Origin of the sequence: Pseudomonas resinovorans NBRC 106553, from assembly GCF_000412695.1 — a bacterium.
GTDB classification, from domain to species: domain Bacteria; phylum Pseudomonadota; class Gammaproteobacteria; order Pseudomonadales; family Pseudomonadaceae; genus Metapseudomonas; species Metapseudomonas resinovorans_A.
This window is the reverse complement of sequence record NC_021499.1, coordinates 3,312,844-3,335,830: the sequence shown is the minus strand read 5'-3', so window position 1 is coordinate 3,335,830 and position 22,987 is coordinate 3,312,844. Positions and strand designations below refer to the sequence as shown.

General features: G+C 64.3%; 15 protein-coding genes. 7 read left to right on the top strand and 8 right to left on the bottom strand.

What is annotated here, in order from left to right; genetic code table 11:
- The first annotated feature begins 188 nt into the window (after positions 1-188).
- Positions 189-5,687: a peroxidase family protein gene (locus tag PCA10_RS15020; protein ID WP_016492911.1), complete on the top strand. Its 5,499-nt coding sequence runs from the start codon at positions 189-191 to the stop codon at positions 5,685-5,687.
- A gap of 52 nt (positions 5,688-5,739) precedes the next feature.
- On the opposite strand, the gene PCA10_RS15015 is transcribed toward PCA10_RS15020, so the two are convergent.
- The 3 genes from PCA10_RS15015 to PCA10_RS15005 form a co-directional block, all read right to left on the bottom strand.
- Positions 5,740-6,669: a LysR family transcriptional regulator gene (locus tag PCA10_RS15015; RefSeq protein ID WP_041770289.1), complete on the bottom strand. Its 930-nt coding sequence runs from the start codon at positions 6,667-6,669 to the stop codon at positions 5,740-5,742.
- A gap of 65 nt (positions 6,670-6,734) precedes the next feature.
- A complete protein-coding gene (locus tag PCA10_RS15010) occupies positions 6,735-7,808 on the bottom strand; it encodes a porin (protein WP_016492909.1) in 1,074 nt (357 codons plus the stop codon).
- 141 nt (positions 7,809-7,949) lie between these two features.
- Positions 7,950-10,397, bottom strand: coding sequence for a penicillin acylase family protein (locus PCA10_RS15005; RefSeq protein WP_016492908.1), 2,448 nt, complete (start codon positions 10,395-10,397; stop codon positions 7,950-7,952).
- Between the two features lie 406 nt (positions 10,398-10,803).
- On the opposite strand from PCA10_RS15005, the gene PCA10_RS15000 reads away from it, so the two are divergent.
- Entirely contained in the window at positions 10,804-12,132 is a 1,329-nt protein-coding gene (locus PCA10_RS15000) for an amidohydrolase (RefSeq protein ID WP_016492907.1), read from the top strand.
- 27 nt (positions 12,133-12,159) lie between these two features.
- Here PCA10_RS15000 and PCA10_RS14995 read toward each other — a convergent pair whose 3' ends face one another.
- Positions 12,160-12,801, bottom strand: a complete 642-nt coding sequence (locus PCA10_RS14995) for a cupin domain-containing protein (RefSeq protein ID WP_016492906.1) — start codon at positions 12,799-12,801, stop codon at positions 12,160-12,162.
- Between the two features lie 308 nt (positions 12,802-13,109).
- Here PCA10_RS14995 and PCA10_RS14990 point away from each other — a divergent pair, with 308 nt between their 5' ends.
- From PCA10_RS14990 to PCA10_RS14975, 4 genes are all read left to right on the top strand, one after another.
- Complete coding sequence (locus tag PCA10_RS14990) at positions 13,110-13,646, top strand: 2,4'-dihydroxyacetophenone dioxygenase family protein (RefSeq protein WP_016492905.1); 537 nt, start codon at positions 13,110-13,112, stop codon at positions 13,644-13,646.
- Positions 13,647-13,711: 65 nt separating this feature from the next.
- Positions 13,712-14,617, top strand: a complete 906-nt coding sequence (locus PCA10_RS14985; RefSeq protein ID WP_016492904.1) for a LysR family transcriptional regulator — start codon at positions 13,712-13,714, stop codon at positions 14,615-14,617.
- 538 nt (positions 14,618-15,155) lie between these two features.
- Positions 15,156-16,460, top strand: a complete 1,305-nt coding sequence (locus tag PCA10_RS14980) for an MFS transporter (RefSeq protein ID WP_016492903.1) — start codon at positions 15,156-15,158, stop codon at positions 16,458-16,460.
- 82 nt (positions 16,461-16,542) lie between these two features.
- On the top strand, positions 16,543-17,379 hold the full coding sequence (locus tag PCA10_RS14975) for an alpha/beta fold hydrolase (RefSeq protein ID WP_016492902.1): 837 nt from the start codon (positions 16,543-16,545) through the stop codon (positions 17,377-17,379).
- 160 nt (positions 17,380-17,539) lie between these two features.
- Here the strand turns inward: PCA10_RS14975 and PCA10_RS14970 are convergent, their stop codons facing one another.
- Positions 17,540-18,367 (bottom strand): hypothetical protein, encoded by an 828-nt coding sequence (locus tag PCA10_RS14970; protein WP_016492901.1) that lies wholly within the window; start codon positions 18,365-18,367, stop codon positions 17,540-17,542.
- A gap of 394 nt (positions 18,368-18,761) precedes the next feature.
- On the opposite strand from PCA10_RS14970, the gene PCA10_RS14965 reads away from it, so the two are divergent.
- Complete coding sequence (locus PCA10_RS14965) at positions 18,762-20,336, top strand: DUF1254 domain-containing protein (RefSeq protein ID WP_231866590.1); 1,575 nt, start codon at positions 18,762-18,764, stop codon at positions 20,334-20,336.
- Positions 20,337-20,350: 14 nt separating this feature from the next.
- Here the strand turns inward: PCA10_RS14965 and PCA10_RS14960 are convergent, their stop codons facing one another.
- From PCA10_RS14960 to PCA10_RS14950, 3 genes are all read right to left on the bottom strand, one after another.
- Positions 20,351-21,346: a catalase family peroxidase gene (locus tag PCA10_RS14960; protein ID WP_016492899.1), complete on the bottom strand. Its 996-nt coding sequence runs from the start codon at positions 21,344-21,346 to the stop codon at positions 20,351-20,353.
- 111 nt (positions 21,347-21,457) lie between these two features.
- A complete protein-coding gene (locus PCA10_RS14955) occupies positions 21,458-21,907 on the bottom strand; it encodes a hypothetical protein (protein ID WP_041770284.1) in 450 nt (149 codons plus the stop codon).
- 279 nt (positions 21,908-22,186) lie between these two features.
- Complete coding sequence (locus tag PCA10_RS14950) at positions 22,187-22,981, bottom strand: ABC transporter ATP-binding protein (protein ID WP_016492897.1); 795 nt, start codon at positions 22,979-22,981, stop codon at positions 22,187-22,189.
- Positions 22,982-22,987 lie beyond the last annotated feature (6 nt).

The following is a 22,987-nucleotide window of genomic DNA, read 5'->3' as shown; positions in this document are numbered from 1 at the left end:
CCACCCCAGTCATTGCCGAGTACTTCGGCGCGCCCGCCCGAGTCACTCACCTAACCACCGTAGACAACGCGCAGTCCGCTGCCTGTGCGAGGACGTCGTCTGCCTGAAAACCTTGATACCTGAGCAATAGGCCATGCGCCCTTGCCGGCGAATGGCCCATAGGGGCGCTTTGCCTCAAGGAAAGCAAAATGATCACCGTGATCAAGCAAGATCTGGCCTTCATCCTCGATCAGATAGTCATCGCCGAGCGCCATGCCGCCGGTGAATCCCTCTACGACCTGGTGGGCAATCCGCTGTTGCCCATGGGGCTGCGCACGGTCAATGGCACCTGGAACAACCTCGTCCCCGGCCAGGAGAACTACGGCTCGGCGGACCAGACCATGCCCCGCCTGCTGGCGCCGGAGTTTCGCGACGCCGAGTTCGGTATCGACGGTCCCGGCGCACCGCCCGGTTTTCCCGGCAGCGGTACGCAAACCTCCTATGAGCAGACCAGCGGCTACGTGGTGGACTCCACCCCGCGCACCATCAGCAACCTGATCTCCGACCAGACCACCGCCAACCCGGCCGCCGTGGCCGCCGCCAATGCCACCGAGGGCAGCTTCGCCTTCGACCACGACGGCAACCCGGACACACCGGACCTGCTGTTCATCCCCAACGTCGCGCCGGACGAGGGTATCTCCGCGCCCTACAACGCCTGGATGGCGATCTTCGGGCAGTTCTTCGACCACGGCCTGGACCTGGTCAACAAGGGCGGCAGCGGCACCGTGTACATCCCGCTGAAGCCGGACGACCCGCTCTACGATCCCACCTCCAACACCAACTTCATGCTGCTCACCCGCGCCACCAACCAGCCCGGTGCGGACGGCATACTGGGCACCGCGGACGACGTGCGCGAGCACGTCAACCAGACCACGCCCTTCATCGACCAGAACCAGACCTACACCTCCCACGCGTCCCACCAGGTGTTCCTGCGCGAATACGAAATGGTGGAAATGCTCGACGCCAACGGTCAGCCGGTGCTGGTCCCGGTGGCCACCGGGCGCATGCTCGACGGCGCCAACGGCGGCCTGGCCACCTGGGCCGACATCAAGCAGCAGGCCCGCGAAAAACTGGGCATCGATCTGACCGACGCCGATGTGACCAACCTGCCGCTGCTGGCCACCGACGAGTACGGCCGCTTCGAGCGCGGGCCGAACGGGTTCGTCCAGATCGTCACCGCCGCCGGCCTGGTGGAAGGCAATCCCGCCGCCCCCCTCAGCACCGCCGGGGCGATCCGCACGGGCCATGCATTCCTCGACGACATCGCCCACGCCGCCGCGCCGCGCAACACCGATGGCAGCATGAAGGTGGCCGACAGCGACGACGCCCTGGGGCTTGGCGGCGCGCCGGTACCCAACCCGAACTTCGACCCCACCCAGCCGATCGGCCCGGGCAACCTGCCGACCCTGGCCAGCTACGACAACGAACTGCTGGACGCCCACTACATCACCGGTGACGGGCGCGGCAACGAGAACATCGGCCTGACCGCCGTGCACCACGTCTTCCACTCCGAGCACAACCGCCTGATCGAGCAGATCAAGACCACCCTGCTGGAAGATGGCGACCTGGCTTTCCTCAACCAGTGGCTGCGCGTCGACGTGGCCACCTGGCCGGCTAGCCAGGCCGAGATGGACGCCCTGGCCTGGGACGGCGAGCGGCTGTTCCAGGCGGCGCGCTTCACCAACGAGATGCAGTACCAGCACCTGGTGTTCGAAGAGTTCGTCCGCAAGATCCAGCCCTTCACCGACGTGTTCCTGGTGCAGCCCAACGTCGAGCTGGACCCGGCCATCGTCGCCGAGTTCGCCCATGTGGTGTACCGCTTCGGCCACTCCATGCTGAACGAGACGGTGGACCGCCTCGACATCAACATGCAGAGCGGCGAGCTGGGCCTGATCCAGGCCTTCCTCAATCCGGTGGAGTTCGGCAGCGCCGGCGACGCCGACGCGGCGGCGGGCGCGCTCATCCGGGGCATGACCCGGCAGGTGGGCAACGAGATCGACGAGTTCATCACCGGCGCGCTGCGCAACAACCTGGTGGGCCTGCCCCTGGACCTGGCCGCCGTGAACATCGCGCGCGGTCGCGACACCGGCGTGCCCTCGCTGAACCACGCGCGGGAACAGTTCTATGAAATGACCAACGACGCCAACCTCAAGCCCTACGTGAGCTGGGTGGACTTCGCCCTGAACATGAAGAACCCGGCGTCGATCATCAACTTCATCGCCGCCTACGGCACCCACGGCAGCATCACCGCGGCGACCACGGCGGCCGACAAGCGCGCGGCGGCCGAAGCCCTGGTGCTGGGCGGCGCCAACGCACCCGCCGACCGGGTGGACTTCCTCAACAGCAGTGGCACCTGGGCCGCCCAGGAATCGGGCCTCAACCTGGTGGACTTCTGGATCGGCGGCCTGGCCGAACGCAAGATGCTCTTCGGCGGCATGCTCGGTTCCACCTTCAACTTCGTCTTCGAAACCCAGATGGAGACGCTGCAGAACGGCGACCGCTTCTACTACCTGTCGCGCCTGCAGGGCCAGCACCTGCTGGGCGAACTGGAGGCCAACTCCTTCGCGTCGCTGGTGATGGCCAACACCGACCTGGGCGCGGCGGGTTCCTCGCACCTGCCGGGGGACCTGTTCGCCGCGGTGGACTACATCCTGGAGATCAACCAGGCACTGCAGATCGGCGCCGATCCCACCTGGAGCAACCCGATACTCCAGGCCCTGACACCCATGGTCGAGCGGGCCCCGGGGGTGCTCAAGTACTTCGGCGACGACCACGTGGTGCTGGGCGGCAGCGAGGGCAACGAGTTGCTGCTGGCCGGGACGGGCGACGACACGCTGTGGGGCGATGGCGGCAACGACACCCTGGAGGGCGGCTATGGCAATGACATCCTCCATGGCGGCGCCGGCGACGATGTGATCACCGATATCGGCGGCGACGACAACATCAAGGGCGAAGACGGCAACGACGTCATCAGCGGCGGCAATGGCATCGACCTGCTGTTCGGCGGCGCCGGCAAGGACTTCATCATCGGTGGCACCGACGGCAAGCAGGTGCTGGCCGGCAGCGGTGACGACTTCGTCTACGGCGGCGACGGCATCGACGCGCTGTTCGGCAATGAAGGCAACGACTGGATCGAGGGCGGCGCCGGCTTCGACTACATCGCCGGCGACAACGGCGACATCTTCTTCGAGAGCCGGGTCATCGGCCATGACGTGATCAATGGCGGCGGCGGTGATACCGACTACGACGCCGAGTCCGGCGACGACATCATGTTCCAGAGCGCCGGCATCCAGAAGAACATCGGCATGTGGGGCTTCGACTGGGCCGTGCACCTGAACAGCCCGGTGGTGGCCGATTCCGACCTCAACCAGACGATCTTCCCGAACATGCCCATCGAGGTGCTGCGCGACCGCTTCAGCGAAGTGGAAGCCTTGTCGGGCTGGAACCTCAACGACACCCTGCGTGGTGACGACCGGGGCAACGATCCCACCGCCGAGCCGGAGTTCATCCTCGACAACAACAACTTCCTCTCCCAGGCGGGGGTGGACCGCATCCACGGCCTGCGCGACCTGCTGGGCGACCTGATTCCCGACTACACGCCGGTGCCCGGCGTCGACCCGGAAAGCCTGATCGCCTTCAACAGCGGCAACATCCTGCTCGGCGGTGGCGGCAGCGACCTGATCGAGGGGCGCGGCGGCGATGACTTCATCGACGGTGACGCCTGGCTCAACGTCCAGCTGCGCCTGCTGGACGCCAACGGTGTGCCCATGGTGGACGCCAGCGGTGGCGAACTGCGCTTCGACAGCCTGGTGCAGTTGCAGACCCGCATGTTCAACCGCGAACTGAATCCGGGCCAGCTGGAAATCGTCCGCGAGATCCGCGTCACCAACAACCTGGGCGACCGCGACGTGGCGCTGTTCTCCGATGCCGCGGCGAACTACGACTGGACCCGCAACGACGATGGCTCCTGGACCGTGGTCCACGCCCGAGGCACCCAGCTGGACGGTACCGATCGCCTGCGCAACATCGAGGTGCTGCGCTTCCTCGACCAGGAAGTGTTCATCGGCAACCAGGCGCCGACGGGCACGGTGACCATCAGCGACACCTCGCCCACCGAAGGCCAGGCGCTGACCGCCACCCGCACCTTCACCGACGTCAACGGCACCAGCAATGCCACCTTCAGCTACCAGTGGCAGGTGTTCAACGGCCTGGCCTTCATCAACATCCTCGGCGCCGTCGCCGCCAGCTTCACGCCCACCCAGGCTGAAGTCGGCAAGGAGCTGCGGGTGATGGTCAGCTACACCGATGACCAGGGCAGCGCCGAGGTGGTCTATTCGGCGCCGACCCAGGTGGTTGGCGACTTCTGGAACGGCGTGGGCGCCACCTCCGATGTGCTGAGCTTCACCGCCGGCGACGATATCGCCCATGGCAACAACGGCAACGACCAGTTGTTCGGCCTGGCCGGCAACGACCTGCTCACGGGCGGCAGCGGCAATGACACCCTTCACGGCGAACTGGGTGACGACACCCTGCAGGGCGGTATCGGCAACGACACCCTGTTGGGCGGCGAGGGCAACGACACGCTCCAGGGCGACGCCGGCAACGACACGCTGGACGGCGGCAGCGGCGCGGACCTGATGCAGGGTGGCGCCGGCAACGACATCTACCTGGTGGATGATGCCGGCGACCAGGTCGTGGAAGAGCTGGCCGGCACGGCGGGCGGCACCGACCGGGTCGATACCAGTCTGTCCAGCTACGCCCTGGGCGCCAACCTGGAGAACCTCAGCTACATCGGCAGCGGCAACTTCACCGGCACCGGCAACGAGCTGGCCAATGTCATCACCGGCGGCGCCGGCAATGACGTGCTCGACGGCGGCGCGGGGGCGGACCGGCTGATCGGGGGTGCCGGCAACGACACCTATTACCTCGATACCACCGGTGATGTGATCGTCGAAGCCCTGGCTGGCGGCCAGGACCTCGCCTACTCACAGCTGCTCAGCTACATGATGGCCGCCAACCTGGAGGACCTGGTCTACACCGGCTCCAGCGCCACCCAGGTGGTGGGCAACAACCTGTCCAACCAGATCACCGGCGGGGCCCAGGCCGACGTACTGCTGGGCAATGGCGGCGACGACATCCTGGTGGGCCTGGACGGCGACGACTCCATGGATGGCGGCACCGGCGACGACCTGTTGCTGGGCGGGCAGGGCAGTGACTCGCTGATCGGCGGTGTCGGCAACGACCAGCTCGAAGGCCACCAGGGTGACGATTCGCTGTCCGGTGGCAGCGGCGATGACCTGTTGCTGGGCGGCGAGGGCGCCGATGTGCTGCGGGGCGAAACCGGCAACGATGTGCTGGTGGGCGGCGCGGGCAACGACCTGATGGATGGAGGGACGGGGAACGATATCTTCCAGTTCGCCGCCGGCTTCGGTGCAGACCAGATCATCGGCTTCGACAGCAACCCGGCCGGAGGCCAGGACCTGCTGGATATCTCCGCCCTGGGCATCAACGCGGCGAACTTCGCCGCCCTGGTCGCCATCAGCGGCACCGTCGCCCAGGCCACCGTGACCATCGGCGCCGACAGCATCACGCTGGTCGGCGTCAACGTGGCCACGGTCAACCAGGCGGACTTCGTCCTGGGCGCCTGAGGCCCGCCGCGCACCCGCCCAGCCCGGCACTGGCTGGGCGGGTCGCATCGCATCAGCGCGCTGGAATGAACGCCACCGAGGTGTCGGCCATGAGCTGGCACAGGTACGCGGCCAGGGTTTCGCGTAGCCAGCGGTGGCTGGCCTGGCCGTCCAGCCGCGCGGGCCAGATCAGGCCGAAGTCGAGCGCGGGAACTTCGAAGGGCAGCGGCACCTGGACCATGTCCTGGTTGGCGCAGAGTTGCGCCGCAATATGGGTCGGCAGGGTCACCAGCAAATCGCTGTCACCGATCAGGCGCAGGGCGCCGTGATACATCGGCACTTCCAGGCGAATGGGCCGGTACAGCCCCTGGGACGCCAGGAGGTCATTGATCAGCTGGCCGCGCTCGGTGCTGCTGACCACATGGGGATAGCTGCAATAGTCCTCCAGGGTGAAGGCATCGCCGGCTTTCGGGTGACGCGCACTCATGACGCAGACCATCTGATCCCGGTAGAGCGGCTGGTGCCGCGAATGGGGCGGCAATTGCTCCAGGGTGGTCAGGCACAGGTCGATGCGGCCGGCAGCCATGCCTTCGGCCATGTGCTCATCCAGATGCAGCAGACGCAGGGAAAGCTTCGGCGCCAGCGCATGCAGGTGGAGGAAAATCTGCGGCAGCAGGTATTGCGACTCGTAGTCGCCGGCCACCAGGGTGAAGCCGTGCTCGCAGGCAGCCGGGTCGAAGGCCGAATGCTGCAGCAGTTGCTCGATGTCCTGCAGCACCGCATCCACCTGCGCGCGCAGGTCCATGGCCAACAGGGTCAGCTGGGTGCTGTTGTCGATCCGCACCAGCAAGGGGTCGTCGATCAACTCCCGCAGCTGCGCCAGGGATTTGCTCATGGCCGACTGGGTCACATGCAGGCGCTGGGCGGCGCGGGTGACGCTGCCTTCGGTGAGCAGGGCCTGCAGGCTGAGCAGCAGGTTCAGGTTGATCTTGGCGAGGTTCATGGGCATCGGTCCGGTATCGCGAGGCAGCCAGGGGGCCGCGCTGTCCGGCACGGCCCCCTTGGGTTTCAGAGCTGATAGTACAGGCCAACGGCCCAGGTATCGTCGTTGCCGGAGTAGCCGACGCCATCGAAGTGATTGCCGTAGTCGTACTGGTACTCCAGCCAGACCAGGGCCTTGTCCTTGATGAAATGGTAGGAAAGGCCGGGAATCACCGTCTTGCGCTCGTAGCCCTGGCTGCGATGCCCGAGGTAGGTCAGGTAGTTGGTGTTGAGGTGCACCCGCCAGCCACTGTCGAAGTGGTAGTGGCCATACACCTGGGTACCCAGGGAGTCGTAGAACTGGCCGTTCTCGGCGATTTCCCAGTTGTCGCCGTGGGCGAGGTTGGTGGCCAGGAACAGCTTGCCGTCCTCGTACTTGGCGCCCAGCAGGGACAGGTGGCCGGTGTCGCCTTCGGCGATGCCGTGTCCGGGCGTCACGTCGGTGTAGCGGTTCTGGTAGTAGGCCGCGCCCAGCTGCACGTTGGGCGCCGCGTCATACACCAGGGAGCCGCCCATGCTCTGGTCCAGCGAGGCGTTGACGCCGTAGCCCAGGTCCTTGTGGGTGCGTTTCGGCTGGGCCTGCAGGGCGTAGCCCAGGCGGTCGCCGTAGCCATTGCGGTAGACCACCGCGTCCTTGGCCCGCGCGGTGCCGCTGGTCACGCCGTAGTCGGCGAAGTTGTAGGCGCCGAACGCCGCGCTGCCGAAGCGCCAGCCCATGTCGGTCCACCAGGCGACGTCGAACAGGGCGCTCCATTGCTGGCCCACGGCGAGGCTGCCGAAGCGGCTGTGGCTGATGCCCGCGTAGCCCAGGCGACGGTCGATGTCGTCGCCTTCATGGCGATCGGCGCCCAGGTCCATGCGGTAGCCCCATTCGCTTTCGCCGAACAGGCTCCAGTCTTCATCCAGCTTGGCCCGGCCCTTGAGTCCGAACCGCGAGGTGCCGCTGTCCCACTGATTGGTGGCGTCGCCGTAGACGGCTTCCAGGCGCAGCTTCATCCGCAGGTCGAAGCGATCGTCCTGGTAGAGGTCGAGGGCGTGGCCAAGGCTCGGCAGCGAGCAGCACAGGCCCAGGGCAAGGCAGATGCGGTGGTGCAGTGTCATTGTTGTTGTTTTCCTGACGTTATCGTTGTGCTGGCGCACGGGCGCCTGCCAGTCCCGTGGGGGCGGCTGGCGACCGCGCGCAACCTGGCGGCCCGCCCAGGAAAGGGCGGGTCGCGAGGATTGGCGTGGGGAAGGGGAGACTCAGTAGCTGAGTCTGATGGTCTCGGTGCTGTTGGCTTCGACGTCGGCCTGCTGCAGCCAGGTGCGCTTCTTGTCGAGATCGCCGTAGAGCTTCAGCTGGTCGTCGAAATGCTTCGAGCGGGCACCGTCCGGGGCGATGAAGCCGGACTGTCCGGGCGCCACCACCTCGTAACCTTCGACACCCTTGGCGGTGAACACCGTCAGGTTGTTCTCGGTGCCACGGTTCATGGCCAGCTTGATGCGCATTTCTTCACTGTTCTCGGCCTGGGGCACGCCGAGGAAGTTCTTCGCTGCGTAGGTGATATGCGCCACGCCGCTACGCCAGGCCTGCATGTCGGCACCTTGCGTCTTGCCCAGGTCATCCAGCCCCTGGCGCAGCGCCTGCAGCATCAGGGCGTCGACATCCTTGCCGCGGAACAGGTCGAACGATCCCGTCTTGCCGGACTCGCGGGCCTGCATGGCCTGGTGCACCACCTTGGTCCCCACCTCGATGTTCTGGCTGCCCGGCGTGCTGGCGCCGGCGTCCAGGTAACCGGTTTCGAGGAACCAGGGCGCTTGCTGTGCAGGCAGGGCATCCCCCTGGGACAGCGCCAGCATCTGCTTCAGCCAGGCACGGAAGATAGGCGTGGCGGGGCTGTCGTAACGCTGGTCGGCGTCGTTGTCACGGTCCTGGTAGTTCCAGTGGGCGAGAATGTCCGCCGCTTCACGCAGGCGTGGGTCGTCGCTGGCCGAGGCGACCTTGACCAGGCGCGGCACGAAGAAGCGCGCGTTGGGGTCCTCGAAGGCGGCATCCATCATCAGGTCCCAGGCCTGCTGCGGGGTAAAGCGTTCGCGGGCCTCGAGGCGGCTGAACAGTGCCTTGACGCGGTCCGCGTCGTTCCACGAGTACCACCATTCATCCGGGCTGGGGAAACCTTCGGCCGGGCGATTGTTCCAGTTGGCGATATAGCCGGTGGACGGGTTGTAGACCTGCGGGTTGCTGGCGAAGGGCATGAAACCCTGCCATTCGTAGTCGCCGTTGCCGGGCACCGGCAAGCGGTGGTCATGGCCCTGCACGCGTACCGGGTAGCGCCCGCCGAGGGCGTAGCCGATGTTGCCGCGCTGGTCGGCGTAGTACCAGTTGACGTTGATCGCCGATTGGCTGACCTGGGCGGCCCATTGCTCATGGTCCCGGGCCTTGCCGACCTTGTTCCAGGCCATCAGCGTGGCCACCTCTTCGCCCTCCCAGCCACGGCGCTTGGCATAGGCGACACCCTGTTCCGGGCGATAGTCCACCACGGCGCCCTGGACGCTCCGGTACAGGGTGACTCGCTCGGGCTTGCCGGCCTTGACCGCGATGGTCTCGGTGCGGGTCTCGAACGGGCGGTAGCGGCCCTGGAACAGATACTCCCTCGGGTTCTGCGGGTTGAGCTGCAGGCGATAGAGGTCCACGTTGTCGCCGGCGCCCCAGGTGCTGCCCCAGCTGATGTCGCGGTTGTAGCCGAACTCCACCATGGGGTAGCCGAACGGGCTGTTGCCCACGGCGTCATAGCCGGCGCCATGCAGGCCGATGGAGTAGGTGTAGGCGGGCTGGTAGAAGCCGAACTGCGGTCCGTTGAGCAGGATGGCCCGGGCGTCGGCGGTCTTCTTCGCGCCGAGCACGATGATGTTGCTGAAGGCCCGCTCCTTCGGTGCGTCCTGCAACTGGAACGGCTCGCTGCTGGCGAGCGCCTGGGTCGAGGCGGCTGCCGGCCTGGCTGCCTGGGCCGCCTTCGCCGGCACATAGGCCCCCGCGCGCAATGCGGGGTTCCATTCGCCCTTGGGCACGGTGGTAGGTGCGTTGGGGTTGTCCACCGACAGCAGCAGGTTGAACAGGGCCTTGCCGTCATGCTCGCCGTTCTTGGCGATCAGGCCATCCTGCAACTGCTGGTTGTCGAGTTCGGTGTTGTAGTCGCCGAAGCGATTGATCATCGAACCGATGAACACCATGGCGACATCGAAGGCGGTCCACTTCTCCGGTTCGAAGCCATTGTCGATGAACTGTTTAGGCATCAGTTGAGCGGGATTGCGGTGTATCTCGTCAATCCAGCCGTTGATGCCTGCGGCGTAGCCATCGAGTATGTCGAGATCGGTCTTCGGCAACTTCGCCAGTTGCAGGCGAATACTTTTCGGCGAGTAGTTCTGGCGAATGCCGATATCGAACTTCAGGTACTCCTGTCCCAGTACTTCGGCCACGCTTCCTTGGGTGCTGCGCCGGGACATTTCCAATTGATAGAGACGGTCCTGGGCAATGGCGTAGCCATACCCATAGAACAGCCCATGGACCTCGTCGGCGTAGACATGGGCCGTGCCGAACGAGTCCCGGCGGATGGTGACCTCGCCGGCGCTGGCAAGGGTTGGAGCCAGCAGGGCGGCACACAGCGCAGTGGCCTGCCAGGCGGTGAGCTTGCGTTGGAAACTGGGGCGCATTGCATCCTCTCTTGTAGTTATGACACGCAATTGCAGATTTATGGCTGAAAAACGGTGTCACAACTAAAGTGCTCCCAACAAATGAATTTAAAGACTACCCGGTAGTAGTTTGAGGAATGCCCTTAGTTGTTCTATCGAGCCCGGTGAAGTTCTCGAGAAAAGCCATGAATCGGGCGTTTATCGAACAACTACTGTTGCCATCGGGCTGTTGACTGGAACAGCATGTTTCGACCCCGGCTTAGTGCTGGTGGCGCTTTGGTAGTACGCTGCAGAAGTCCGTTGTACAACATGAAAATATAGATATGCGACGTTCTCACATTATTTGCTGAGTGCTCGTGAATCATTTGCTTTGTCTTTGGTCGGCAAGGCGCTCTAACAAGAACAAACCCTCATCGGAAGACTTTTCATGAAAATGCATGTCCCACTTTCCCTTGCGCTCATGGGCGCCGTTTCCTCTGCCATGTGCCAGGCCGCCGACACCAGTTGGGTGGACGCGGCGGTGGCTTCGGTCAACCCGCAAGTGATCGACCTGCGTCACACCATCCACCAGAACCCCGAGCTCGGGAACATGGAGGTGAAGACCTCGGCGCTGGTCGCCAAGCACCTCAAGAGCCTGGGCCTGGACGTGCGTACGGGCGTCGGCAAGACCGGCGTAGTGGGTGTGCTCAAGGGCGGCAAGCCGGGCCCCGTGGTCGCGCTGCGAGCGGACATGGACGCTCTGCCCGTGAAGGAAATGACCGGCCTGCCGTTCGCCAGCAAGGCGCAGGGCGTGCGCATGGGCAAGACCGTACCGGTGATGCACGCCTGCGGCCATGACACCCACACCGCCATGCTGCTGGGTGCGGCCAGGGTCCTTTCCGAGCATCGCGATCAGGTCGCCGGCACCGTGGTCTTCCTCTTCCAGCCGGCGGAGGAAGGGGCCGCCGACGTGGACGACTTCGACACCCACAGCGTGATCGGCGCCAAGGCGATGATCCGCGACGGCGCCCTGGATTCGCCGAAGGTCGAGGCGGTGTTCGGTGTCCATGTCATGGCCGGCCAACCCACCGGGCACCTCTACTACAAACCGGGCGCCGCGCTGAACAGCGCCGACGACTTCCGCATCACCGTCACGGGCGTGCAGACCCATGGCTCGGCACCCTGGTCCGGGGCGGACCCCATCGTCGCCAGCGAGAAGATCATCGATGGCCTGCAGACCCTGGTCAGTCGGCGAATCGACCTCACCAAGGGCATGGGGGTGATCAGCGTCGGCACCATCAATGGCGGCACCGCCACCAACATCATCCCGGAGACCGTCAGCCTGTCCGGCACCATACGCACCAACAGCCCGGAGATCCGCGACACCATCCTGACGAAGATGCCGAACCTGGTGGAAGGCATTGCCAGCGCCTACGAGACCAAGGCCAAGCTCGAGCTGGTGCAGTTCGCGCCGGTAACGGTCAACAACGTGGCGCTGACCGAAGCCATGGTGCCCGCGCTGGAGTTGGCCGCCCCCGGCAAGGTCGAGCGCCTGACGTCCTCCCTGTCACCCAGCGAGGATTTCTCCCTGTATGCGGAAAAGGTGCCGGGCCTGTTCGTGTTCCTCGGTGCGACACCCGAGGGAGAAGACATGAGCAAGGTGGCGAACAACCACAGCCCCTACTTCCAGGTGGATGACGCTACCTTGGCCACCGGAGTCAAAGCCCACGTGCAGTTCGTACTCAACTACCCCGGCAAGGCCGCCGGCAAGTCCTGATTGTGCGCCGGGCCTGGCTCGGCAATGTCAGAGGCCCAGGCCTGGAGACGCATCCTTGAACCACAGGCGCGCACCTTGCGCGCCTGCCTGGGCATCGAGGGCCGTGCCGGCCGGCAGGCGCATCCAGCTCAGTGGCCCGAGCTGGAAATCCTTGCCGGCGAGGCCGCCTTCGAGCACCAGCAGTTCCAGGCCGCGCGGGTTGTCCCGCCATACCGGCGAGGCGGGTTGAATGTCTTCCACCCAGACCCGCTCATGTTCGCTCTCGAACAGCAGCTGATGGCCGTGGTCATGCAGGGGCGTCACGGACTGCAGGCGATCCTCGGGGTGAAACTGCCGCAGCCGAACGAAGATCACGCAGCCCGCGTTCGACGCGGGCGTGTGACTGCTGCCGGGCGGATTGCGCACGTAGCTGCCCACCGGGTAGCTGCCATGTTCGTCCTCGAAGACACCCTCCAGCACCAGGAACTCTTCGCCTGCCGAATGCATATGGGCGCTGAAGTGGCTGCCGGGGGCATAGCGCACCAGGGAGGTGGCCCGCGCCTGCTCGCCACCCAGGCGATACAGGGGGCGCCGGTCCACGCCGGCGAGCGGGCTGGCCAGCCAGGGCAGGGTGGAGGCGTGCATGATCGCCGGCTGCGAGAGGTCGGCGTTGAGGCGTTCGGGGATCATGGTTCGGCCCTGTGGTTGCCAGTGATCATGGGGGCTCCTGCAAAGGTACTGCGCAAGGGCTTCGGAGCAGGATTCTACGCCCCATGGGGCGCGTACGCAGCGGTAGGCACGACGCAAGCCACCGCCCATCGCCTGGGCCACTACGGCAGCCGTTGCGCAGGAGCCTTGCCGGGCCTGTGCCCAGGCGTCACAGCTGGTTTGATGGCCTGGCGATTCTCATCACGCAGGCGCTCCCATAGGCTTTCGAGCATCCGACGCCAGGGCGCAAACACCGCGTTCTGCATGTGTGAAAACCGAGAGGCCTGACGATGACTGCTCCCGCCAAACCCGATGAACTAGCGATCCCGTACCAGCTGCCGCAGGTGCCCTTCATGACCCCGGACCTGGTTCTTCCCGGTGTCATGAGCCAATGGCTGGAAGATGATGAACTCTGGGTTCCGGTCACCAAATCGGTGTCGTTCAAGCCGCTCCTGCTCAACACCAGCGGCGGCTACTACATCAACCTGTTGCGGGTACGGCAGTCCGGCGTGCTGTCCCGTCACCGGCACACCGGTGGCGTCCACGCGATCGTGCTCAAGGGGCGCTGGTACTACCTGGAGCACGACTGGGTGGCCGAGGAAGGCTCCTTCGCCTACGAGCCGCCGGGCGAGACCCACACCCTCTACGTGCCCGAGGATGTGGAAGAGATGGTCACCTGGTTCCACGTCCAGGGTGGCTACACTTACGTCGATCCGCAGGGGGTCGCCGTTGGCTACGAGGATGTTTTCACCAAGCTCGAAAATGCCCGTGCCCACTACAAGTCCCTGGGTTTGCCGGACGACTACATCGAGCAGTTCATCCGCTAGCCTGGAGGGTCAAAGAACGCGCTTCGGCGCGTTTTTTAATGGTTGTCAGTGCGCGAGGTTCGGCGATGGATAATTACTCACAAATGCTCGCGTTCATCTGGGCCAACGAGTGCGGCAGCTTCTCGGCCGCCGCACGGGTCCACAACCTCACCCCATCGGCGGTCAGCAAGCTGATTACGCGGCTGGAGAACCGGCTGCGGGTGCGACTCTTCCAGCGGGGCTCACGGGTCCTGACCCTGACCGAGGAAGGGGCCGCCTACCTGCTGAGCGCCAAGGCCGTGGTCGAGGCCATGAACGAGGCCGATTCGGTGGCCGAGGCATTGCCCGCGCGGGTCGGCGGCACGCTCCGCATCCATACCATGACCACCTTCGCCAAACACCAGATCGTGCCCTGGCTGCCGGAATTCCTGGATCTGTATCCGGCGCTGGATGTGGAAATCCAGTTGGGCGCGCAGTTCGTGGATCATTTCGAGCAGGGCCTGGATATCGCCATTCACAGCGGGGTGCTGCCCAGTTCATCACGGGTGGCCAAGCGAATAGGGGAGTGCGAGTGGCTGGTCTGCGCATCCCCGGCCTACCTCGCCGAGAAGGGTGTGCCGGCTGTGCCGGCCGATCTCCTGGAGCACCGTTGCTTCAACTTCAGCTTCGTCAGCCCGTGGAGCAAGTGGTCGTTCGTGCAGGACGGCGAGGGCGTTTCGGTGCCCGTGACGCCCAGCGCCTCCTTCACCCAGGGCGACCTGCTGCGGGACCTGGCCCTGGCGGGAGCCGGCATCGTCAAGCTGGCCGATTTCCATATCGGGCCGGATGTGAAGGCGGGCACCCTGGTGCCCGTGCTGGAGGCCTACAAGTCGGGAATCATCGAACCGATCTACTTGTTGTACTCCGATAGAAAACACCTCAGTCCGCGTATTCGGGTATTCATCGAATTCTTCCAGGAGAAGTGGCGGCAGCATCCCTGGAAAGTTGCCTGATGAATATTCTTCGAATATATCCGCTGATGTACTGAAGTTCGCGTTCGGCGAACTTGATAATTCCCTCCTGATAAAACCATCCCGCCTGTTGCGCACAGGCGGGATGCTTTCGTTCGCCCCTTTTATTTGAACTTGGCGATTCCATAAGCGGAGCCTGCAGGATGACGCCGATAGGTAGGGTGCGCCGCGCGCACCGCCGCGATGTGCCTTAACCATCGCGCACTCCAGATACGCGGAGACGGCCTTTCAGGCACGTTTTGGCGCGCTTTCCACCTGTGAAGAAAATTCAAAGCTGCTGTGATTTTGCAGCTATTTCAATTGAATCCAGCAGGGATTTAAATCCTTCAACGGTGGCATCCAACACGCTTGTTGATACGGAGTCACCTGCGAATCCGACAGGGTAAGTCTGCACTGTCGGGGAACAATAAAAATAAAACCTAGCGGGAGAATATCCATGGGACTCGCCCAAGATAATGCTGCTGTCATTCCGTCGCTCAGCGGAGTTTCCAAAGGAGCTGGAGCCGCATCGTGGGGAGCAATGATCCTGCTCTGGCTGATCTACGCCATGGATGCGAACTCACGGCAGATGTTCTTCATGGTCCTGCCCTCGATCACCAGCGAGTTCAAGACCAGTGCTGAAATGACCGGTTTCCTTGCCGCGCTCATCACCATCGCCACCTCGTTGATCGCCGTGCCCTGCATGATGTGGGCCGACAAGGGCGGGCAGGGCTGGATGCGCAAGTATCGGCACCTGCCGATCGTCATCGCCTACACCCTGTTCACCTTCCTGACCGGGTTGAACTTCCTCACCGCCTCGCTGGGTGTCCTCGTGGCCCTGCAGGTGATTTCCCACGCCTTTGGCGGTGCCGGCGAGGCCATCGAAGTCACGTCGTTGTCCGAGTGGTGGTCCCGCGAGCGGCGCGGCTTCGCCCTGGGCCTGCACCACACCGGCTACCCCTGGGGCACCCTGATCGGCGGCCTGGCCATCAGCGCGCTGCTCAATGCCTACGGCCCGGAGAACTGGCGCCTGGCCTTCCTGCTGTTCCCGGTGCCGATGATCATCATCTTCACGATCTACTGGTGGTACTGCACCCCGAAGCGCTACGAGTCGTTCATCGCCCACGTACGCGACACCGGTGAAACGCTGCCGGCCTCCGGTACCGCCGAAACGGTCGTGGTGGCGCCCCAAGGCGCGCTGCGGTCCGCGCTGCGCAATCCGAACATCAGCATCATCGCGCTCATCTCGATGCTCGCCATCGTCGGCTACTTCGGGATCAGTTTCTGGTTGCCCCAGTACCTGGCATTCGTGGCGAACTACAACTTCGCCGAAGCCGCGGCCTATTCCGTGCTGTTCACCATCACCGGTGGTATCGGGCAGATCGTCTGGGGCTGGGTTTCCGACCGCGTGGGCCGCAAGTTCTGCCTGGTCATCGTGTTCGCCTGGCTGGCGCTGGGCATGTACCTCTTCCAGTTCTCGTCGCTGAGCCTGGGCTGGCTGATCTTCGTGCAGCTGTTCGCAGGCTGCGCGATGAACGCGCCCTACACGCTGCTCTATGCCATGGCATTCGACTCGGCCAAGCCGGGCACCGCCGGAATCGCCGGCTCGATCGTCAACGTGGGGATCTACGCCGGCGGCTTCGGCCCCTTCGTGATCGGCATGTTCATTGGCGCCGGCGGTGGTTTCGAACAGGCCGCGGGTTACCACTACGCGCTGTACTTCATGTCCGGGCTGATGCTGGTCGCCGCGCTGGCCACCATCTTCTTCACCCGCGAAACCACCGGGTGGTTCCTCAAACACGACAAGGCTCTGGTGACCAGGGCCTCGTGCAACATGGCGAGCTGAAATCGCCAGTCAATCCAACGCTGTAAACCGGCAATCCATAAGAAATTCCCTCGTGGGGATGTCCAACGCCAGGAGATACATCATGCTGCAAGCTTCCACTGCACAAGGTAAGAACATTCAGGTCAACGGCACGACCCTTTGGGTCGAGGACACCGGTGAAACCGATCTGCCCGTCGTGCTCTGCCTTCATTCCTGCTTCCTCGACGGCTCCATGTTCGACGGCGTGGTCCAGGCCGCAGCCGGCAAGTTCCGGGTGGTGCGCCCCGACTTCCGGGGGCAGGGCAAGAGCGCCTTGGACAACGTCGACATCATCACCATGGACAAGTGCGCCGACGACATGGAAGCGCTGATCGACGCCCTGCAACTCGACGGGATCAACGTCATGGCCCAGTCCATGGGCGGCGACGTTGCGTTCAGACTCATCTCGCGGCGCCAGGAGCGCTTCCGCTCCCTGGTGGTCGCGGGCTCCTCGGCCTGCGGCGAGCCGCCGGAGCAGGGCGCGCGCTTCGCCCAGTGGGTCGTGGATGCCGGCGATCGAGGGTTCGTCGGCGACATCCTCGAGATGACCATGGAAGTCATGTTCGGCAAGACCACCCGCAACAACCCCGAGAAACAGGAGCTGGTGGCTTACTGGCGTGACCGGATCGAGGCACTGCCCAAAGCGCTGCGCCCGGCCATGAAGGGCGTCATGCATCGCGAAAGCTCCGTCGAGCTGCTGTCGTCGATCCATATCCCGGTGCTGATCATCAACGGCGAGGAAGACATGCCGCGGCCGCCGGCCTGGTCCGACGAGATGAAGCGGGAACTGCCGAACTCCCGACTGATCCGGCTCAGCAAGATCGGCCACAGCCCGACCCTGGAGGCGCCCGAGCAGGTGCTGCCCGCCATCGTCGAGTTCTTCCACGAACCACGGGTGTGACGCAGGGGGTTGCGGCCGCCCGGCCGCAACCCTCCCGGTTATTGCCGCGTTCGGCTCACGTGACCATCGGCTCGCACAACCACCCCACGGAACCCCCTCGGGCCAATCCGCTGATCAAGGGGCATCGATCACAGTGCCCTTGTCGGGGGCCAGCCAGGGGTCAACGTGGAAACAGGAAGGTGATGGCCGCACGGAAGCCCCAGCCCTGCGGACCATCTCTCGTGCTGTCGACCCAGTAACGGGGGCCGGCTTGCAAGGTGAGAGGCTGGCCCCCGAGCTTCAGCAACTGGGTAACGGTCAGGTTGACCGGCACAGACCACTCGCGGGACTGCCAGTTGTAGGTCGATTCGCTGTTCACGCCGAACGTGGTGAGCGTACCCGTGGTGTACGACCAGAAGGGCTGCAAGAAGGTCTGGTTGACCTTCTCCTTGTCGTCCGCCGGGCTGCCTTCCAGGCCCCAGATGTGGTTGGCCAACATGCCGTGCGTCCAGCCATTTTCTTGCTTCAGCGCAACGGCGGTGGGCCCGAGACCCCACTGCTCACCGCTGAGCAGCTCATCGCTGCCGGTAGGGATCAGCAGTACCGGACCTGCACCGAGTATCCAGCCGCTTTCCGTGGGATTCTTCGGTGAGAAGAAGAAACTCTGTGTGATATCGCCAACCCCGGATTTATCCGCCGCGCCATTCGGTGCCAGACCGTGCTGGTGGATGACGGGGAGAATGGTGCGTGAGATGAGGTTCCAGTCGTCGTTCAACGTGAAGGGCAGCACCGGTTGGATATTGGTGAGGCTGCGCATGCCATCACCGGTTGGGCCCATCTTCTGGTCCCAGTTGTACTGCACTGGCAGGCTGTACATCGCCGCAATCGGGTTCTGCGCTTTCTTGGCCAGCTCCGCGGCGTCGTCGGCGTGGGCTGCTGGTAGCAGGAGCGGCCCCACAAGTGGCGCCGAAACGGTGAGTGCCCATCGCCGGGAAGCAGAGATCGCCATTGGTTACCTCCAGGAAGCCGGGCGAGCCGTTACCTTCGCCGCCCAGTTGATCGTTCGCGGTGCAATGCGCGGTCCAATAGGCTGACGTAGCCCCGTGAAGTGCATTGATGGCGCGCCGCAACCGATGACGCTTGGAGTCTAGGTGGCGTCGGATATGTCGCAAGGCAGACTGGAGGCTATGGGCAGCCGGGCTCCATCCGCTCTGAAGCGGGGATTCGAGCCTTCACCTGATCCATTCCAAGCGCGCTTTCCTGACGGCGCCTACGTTGTTTGACGCTCTAGTACCGCCCACCTAGAGTCTTCGCAGGCCCTGGGCGAGCGCGCGGCGAGCTGGCTGCCGCCGCCCGCTGGCGGGTTCCGGGTCATCCCGCGTTTGCACCAGCCTTCGGAGGCGATGCTTTCCGGCAAGCAGAAACTGTCGCAGTTGAACGAAGTGAACCGACTTCTTCCTGATTCGGACCAAAGGCGGTCGCGACTCCGCGACCAGCCCGCAGCGCACAAGGCATGGGGGCTGAATATGAAACATTGCACGTCGCTGGTGTTTGGAATGGGGCTGCTGACGGCGGTGGCCTGTGCTTATGCCCAGACCGACCCGCAAGGTGGGCAGCCGGCTGCCGGCGCCAAGGCTTCGGTCAGTGATTTCGACTATCAGCTCAAGTACCAGCGAGCGTTCGAGGCGGTGCTCTGGGGTATTCCCGCGACGGCCATCTACAGCTTCCGGCGGGCCGGCGAGCAGGATCTCGGTCTCAAGGACAATGACATCATCGCCTACTCCTCGACCGCCACGCCGAAGCTGGAAGCCATCACGGCCAACAGCACTACGCCGTACATCTCTGCCTTTACCGATTTGCGCAAAGGCCCGGTTGTCCTGGAAGTTCCCGTTGCGAGCGCGGAGGGCAGCGTCTACGGCCAGGTGGTCGATGCCTGGCAACTGACCATTGCCGACGTCGGCCCCTCGGGCGTAGACAAGGGCAAGGGCGGCAAGCTGCTGTTCACGCCTCCCGGCTATGACGGCAAGATTCCCGAAGGGTACATCCACATTCCTTCGCCGAACTACCGCATCGCCCTGGCCTTCCGCTCGGTGCCCGCCCCGGGCAAGAGCGTGGCGGACGCTTACCAATACGCGCAGAAGCTGCACATGTACTACCTGGCCGATGCGGCCAATCCGCCGAAGCAGCGTTTCGTCGATCCGCTCAAGGAGCGTTATCCGACACTGCCGCTGTATGACGAACGCTACTTCGAAGACCTGCATGCCATCGTCAGCGTCGAGCCGGTGAAACCGCAGGACAAGGTGATGATGGGCATGCTGTCGTCATTGGGCATCGAGCACGGCAAACCCTTCGCACCGGACGCGACCAGCAAGCGGGCCATGCGCCAGGCCGCCATCGACGCCTGGTATTTCCTGCAGAACTGGTTCGACAACTTCCCCGCGGACAGGCTGTACTGGCCCGACCGCCACTACGCCTCGCTGCTGATGACGGACGCCGACAAGACCTTCACCTTCGTCGACGACAAGCGCATCGACCTCATCGACCGCGCCGCCGAGTACTTCTGGTGCACCTACATGCCCAAGGCCCTCAGCGCCACGCCGGCGACGCAGTACATGATGGCGATGGCCGACAAGGACGGAAAACTGCTGGAGGCCGGCAAGCTCTACAAGGTGGACATTCCCGCCAAGATGCCGGTGAAGCAGTTCTGGGCGCTGACCGTGTATGACCGCGCCACGATGTCCTTCATCTACAGCGATTCGAACCGAACCACGCTGTCGTCCTATGACCTGGACAAGATGAAGAAGAACGCCGACGGCGGCGTCACCCTCTACGTCGGGCCAAAGGCGCCAGAGGGCTTGGAGTCGAACTGGATTCCCACGTCGGGCAAGCGTCCCTTGCCCGCGATTCGTTTTTATGGGCCCACCCAGGAGATGAACGACAAGACGTTCAAGCTGCCTGACTTCGAGCTGGTGAACTGAGTCGGCGGATCGAGCTACTGCCCGGACATACGCTTGCCGAACGAAATCGCATAGGTAGCGGAGCGTGCCTTGAGCACCGGGTCGTCGGTGATCTGGATGCCGTCGGCCACCACAACCGGGTCGAAGTTGATGGGGCCGCAGATACCGTCCTTCTGGGCCATCGCCTGGGTGATCGACAGGGTGCCGACCTTGACCCGCTCGCGATCCGCCGGCCAGACCTGGGACGGATCGGTCTCGGCGTCGCCCGGCTGGCCGAGGGTGATGTACATGTCCCATTTTGCCGGGGACTTCTGGGTACGGGCGATCAAGGCCTGCTCCAGGAAGTCGCTCGGCGCCTTCTTGGCTTCCTCGTCCGTCAGGTTCTTCACCCCATCCACGGGCTCGAAGTGCCAGCGCACCAGGGTCTTCTTGTCGTTCTTGTCGACGAACCAGAAGGCGTGAAGGCTGTTGTAGAAGCTGGTGTCATAGCCGGCGAACGCATTGCGGCCCTGTATCGCCGCGCCGAACGGATTGAAGTCCGGATGCTTGGCCACGAAGGCCTTGAACGCTTCGGGGTTGGGCGCCTTGGTGGCCGGATCGGGTTTCGATGCCAGCAGCAGGTCGCGGAAGGCTTCGGGGGTGGCGAGGAAGACCGGCACATTGATCATGGTCATGTGCTGGAGGCCGCCGTCGGGCAACTTGAATTGCAGGGCCATGCCTTGCACGCCCTTGGCGGCGTCCGATTGGTTGGGGTTGCCACCGCCCAGGGAGAAGCGCGCAATCACCGGAACGGGTTGGCCGCTGAACAAGGCCGAACGGCTGTATCGGGCGCCGTCGGCCGTGCCGATGAACTCCCCGACCGCGCAGGTCCCCTTGATATGGTTGCGCCGTTGCCCCGGGTGGACCCCGTAGGTGCCCTCGAAGGCGCCGATCATCTCGACGGGGTTGAAGGCTTCCTCCGCAGCCAGGTAGGCCACCGATGAAAGAATGCTGAGCAGCATGCTGGCAACCAGGACCTTGGCCGGCTTCATGGCTGTTCCTCCGCGCTGGAATGGGTAGGCAATGAAGTCTAGTCGGCCTGGGGGAAGTCACGGGCAAGAGGAGGGGGCTCGATACGCGGTGCCCCATCGACTTCCGCAAGGCTATCTGGCGTCTTGCGGCTCGTAGATCATGCCGTCGTCCCGTGCCGCGCGGCGTTTCATGCCGGCGCTGGCTTTCCAGTCCCGCATCCAGGTCTTCATGTCCTGTTCCGTGATGGGCGCCATCATGATCGGGCTGTCCAGGCGCTCCCAGGTGCGGCTGCCTTTCAACTTGATCTCCGCCCACCAGATGGCCACTTCCGACGAATGCCCCTGGCGTTGCGCCAACTGCTCCTTGAGCTTGCGGTTGTCGGCCATCCACTCCGCCAGCTGGTCGCTGCGCAGCTGATACAGCGCCTGGAGTCCCGTGAGCTGACTTTCCAGTTCACGCAGGCGAATGCCGGCCTTCTCGTCACGCTCCCGTTCGGCCTTGGCGGCTCGCGGTTTGGCCTTTCCGTGGCGTTGCGCCTTTTGCCGCTCGCGGTAGGCCCGTTGTCGCTCGGCGTTGCTCATGGCCTTGCCGGTGACGGGGCGACCCCGGGGTTTCCTGGCACCAGGGGCCGGTGGCAGCTCAGTGTCGTGCTGCTCTACCGGAAGCTTTTCCGTTACGCGCGATGCGTTACGAATAATCGCGGCATCTGCATCCACTGGGCGGTCGTCCGGGGCGCGGACCATCTTGGGAACTCCATTGCGGGTGGCAAGGGCGCAATTATAGTTACGTAACGCTAAATAAGTGAGCGTTACGTAACGATAAATCCGCCGGCGCCCTCGTCATCCCCGCAAGCACAGGCCTCAGTGGCCGGTCAGCTCCGCCAGCAGTTCCTCCTTGAGCCTGTGCAGCAGGGGCGCGGCGCGGTCGCGCGGGTGGGGCAGGTCGACCTTGACCTCGTGCTTGATGCGACCCGGATGCGAGTCCATGACGATGACCCGGTCGCCCAGGTAGAGCGCTTCCTCGACATCATGGGTGACCATGATCATGGTGCTGCGCTGCTGCACCCAGATACGTTGCAGTTCGCGCTGCAGGTGCACGCGGGTGAGCGCATCGAGGGCGCCCAGGGGCTCGTCCAGCAACAGGATCTTCGGCTTGGTGATCAGCGCCCGGGCGATGGCGGCGCGTTGCGCCATGCCGCCGGAGAGCTGGTGCGGGTAGGCGTTCTCGAAACCGGTGAGGTTCACCAGGGCGATGTGTTCGGCCACCTGTCGAGCCTTTTCCGCCTTCGACAGCCGGTGGTTCTTCAACGCCAGGCCGATGTTCTGCTGCACCGTCATCCAGGGGAACAGGCGGTGGTCCTGGAACACGATGCCGCGCTCCAGGCTGGTGGCGACTATGCGTTCGCCGTCCAGCAGGATGTCGCCCTGGTACTCGGCTTCCAGGCCGACGATCAGGCGCAGCAGGGTGGATTTGCCGCAGCCGCTGGCGCCGACGATGCTGACGAACTCACCGGGGTTCACCCGCAAGTCGACGTTTTGCAGCACCGGGAGTTGCCGGCCTTCGATCTGGTAGGACTTGGACAGGCCGCGAATCTCCAGGGAACCGGGCAGGGTTTGCTCGGCGATGGCCGGGGCGAGCTTGGGAATGGCAGTCATGGTAGG

Coding starts and splice junctions, on each gene's coding strand:
- PCA10_RS15020 (WP_016492911.1), top strand. CDS start 189: ATGATCACCGTGATCAAGCAAGATCTGGCCTTCATCCTCGATCAGATA.
- PCA10_RS15015 (WP_041770289.1), bottom strand. CDS start 6,669: ATGAACCTCGCCAAGATCAACCTGAACCTGCTGCTCAGCCTGCAGGCC.
- PCA10_RS15010 (WP_016492909.1), bottom strand. CDS start 7,808: ATGACACTGCACCACCGCATCTGCCTTGCCCTGGGCCTGTGCTGCTCG.
- PCA10_RS15005 (WP_016492908.1), bottom strand. CDS start 10,397: ATGCGCCCCAGTTTCCAACGCAAGCTCACCGCCTGGCAGGCCACTGCG.
- PCA10_RS15000 (WP_016492907.1), top strand. CDS start 10,804: ATGAAAATGCATGTCCCACTTTCCCTTGCGCTCATGGGCGCCGTTTCC.
- PCA10_RS14995 (WP_016492906.1), bottom strand. CDS start 12,801: ATGATCCCCGAACGCCTCAACGCCGACCTCTCGCAGCCGGCGATCATG.
- PCA10_RS14990 (WP_016492905.1), top strand. CDS start 13,110: ATGACTGCTCCCGCCAAACCCGATGAACTAGCGATCCCGTACCAGCTG.
- PCA10_RS14985 (WP_016492904.1), top strand. CDS start 13,712: ATGGATAATTACTCACAAATGCTCGCGTTCATCTGGGCCAACGAGTGC.
- PCA10_RS14980 (WP_016492903.1), top strand. CDS start 15,156: ATGATCCTGCTCTGGCTGATCTACGCCATGGATGCGAACTCACGGCAG.
- PCA10_RS14975 (WP_016492902.1), top strand. CDS start 16,543: ATGCTGCAAGCTTCCACTGCACAAGGTAAGAACATTCAGGTCAACGGC.
- PCA10_RS14970 (WP_016492901.1), bottom strand. CDS start 18,367: ATGGCGATCTCTGCTTCCCGGCGATGGGCACTCACCGTTTCGGCGCCA.
- PCA10_RS14965 (WP_231866590.1), top strand. CDS start 18,762: ATGCTTTCCGGCAAGCAGAAACTGTCGCAGTTGAACGAAGTGAACCGA.
- PCA10_RS14960 (WP_016492899.1), bottom strand. CDS start 21,346: ATGAAGCCGGCCAAGGTCCTGGTTGCCAGCATGCTGCTCAGCATTCTT.
- PCA10_RS14955 (WP_041770284.1), bottom strand. CDS start 21,907: ATGAGCAACGCCGAGCGACAACGGGCCTACCGCGAGCGGCAAAAGGCG.
- PCA10_RS14950 (WP_016492897.1), bottom strand. CDS start 22,981: ATGACTGCCATTCCCAAGCTCGCCCCGGCCATCGCCGAGCAAACCCTG.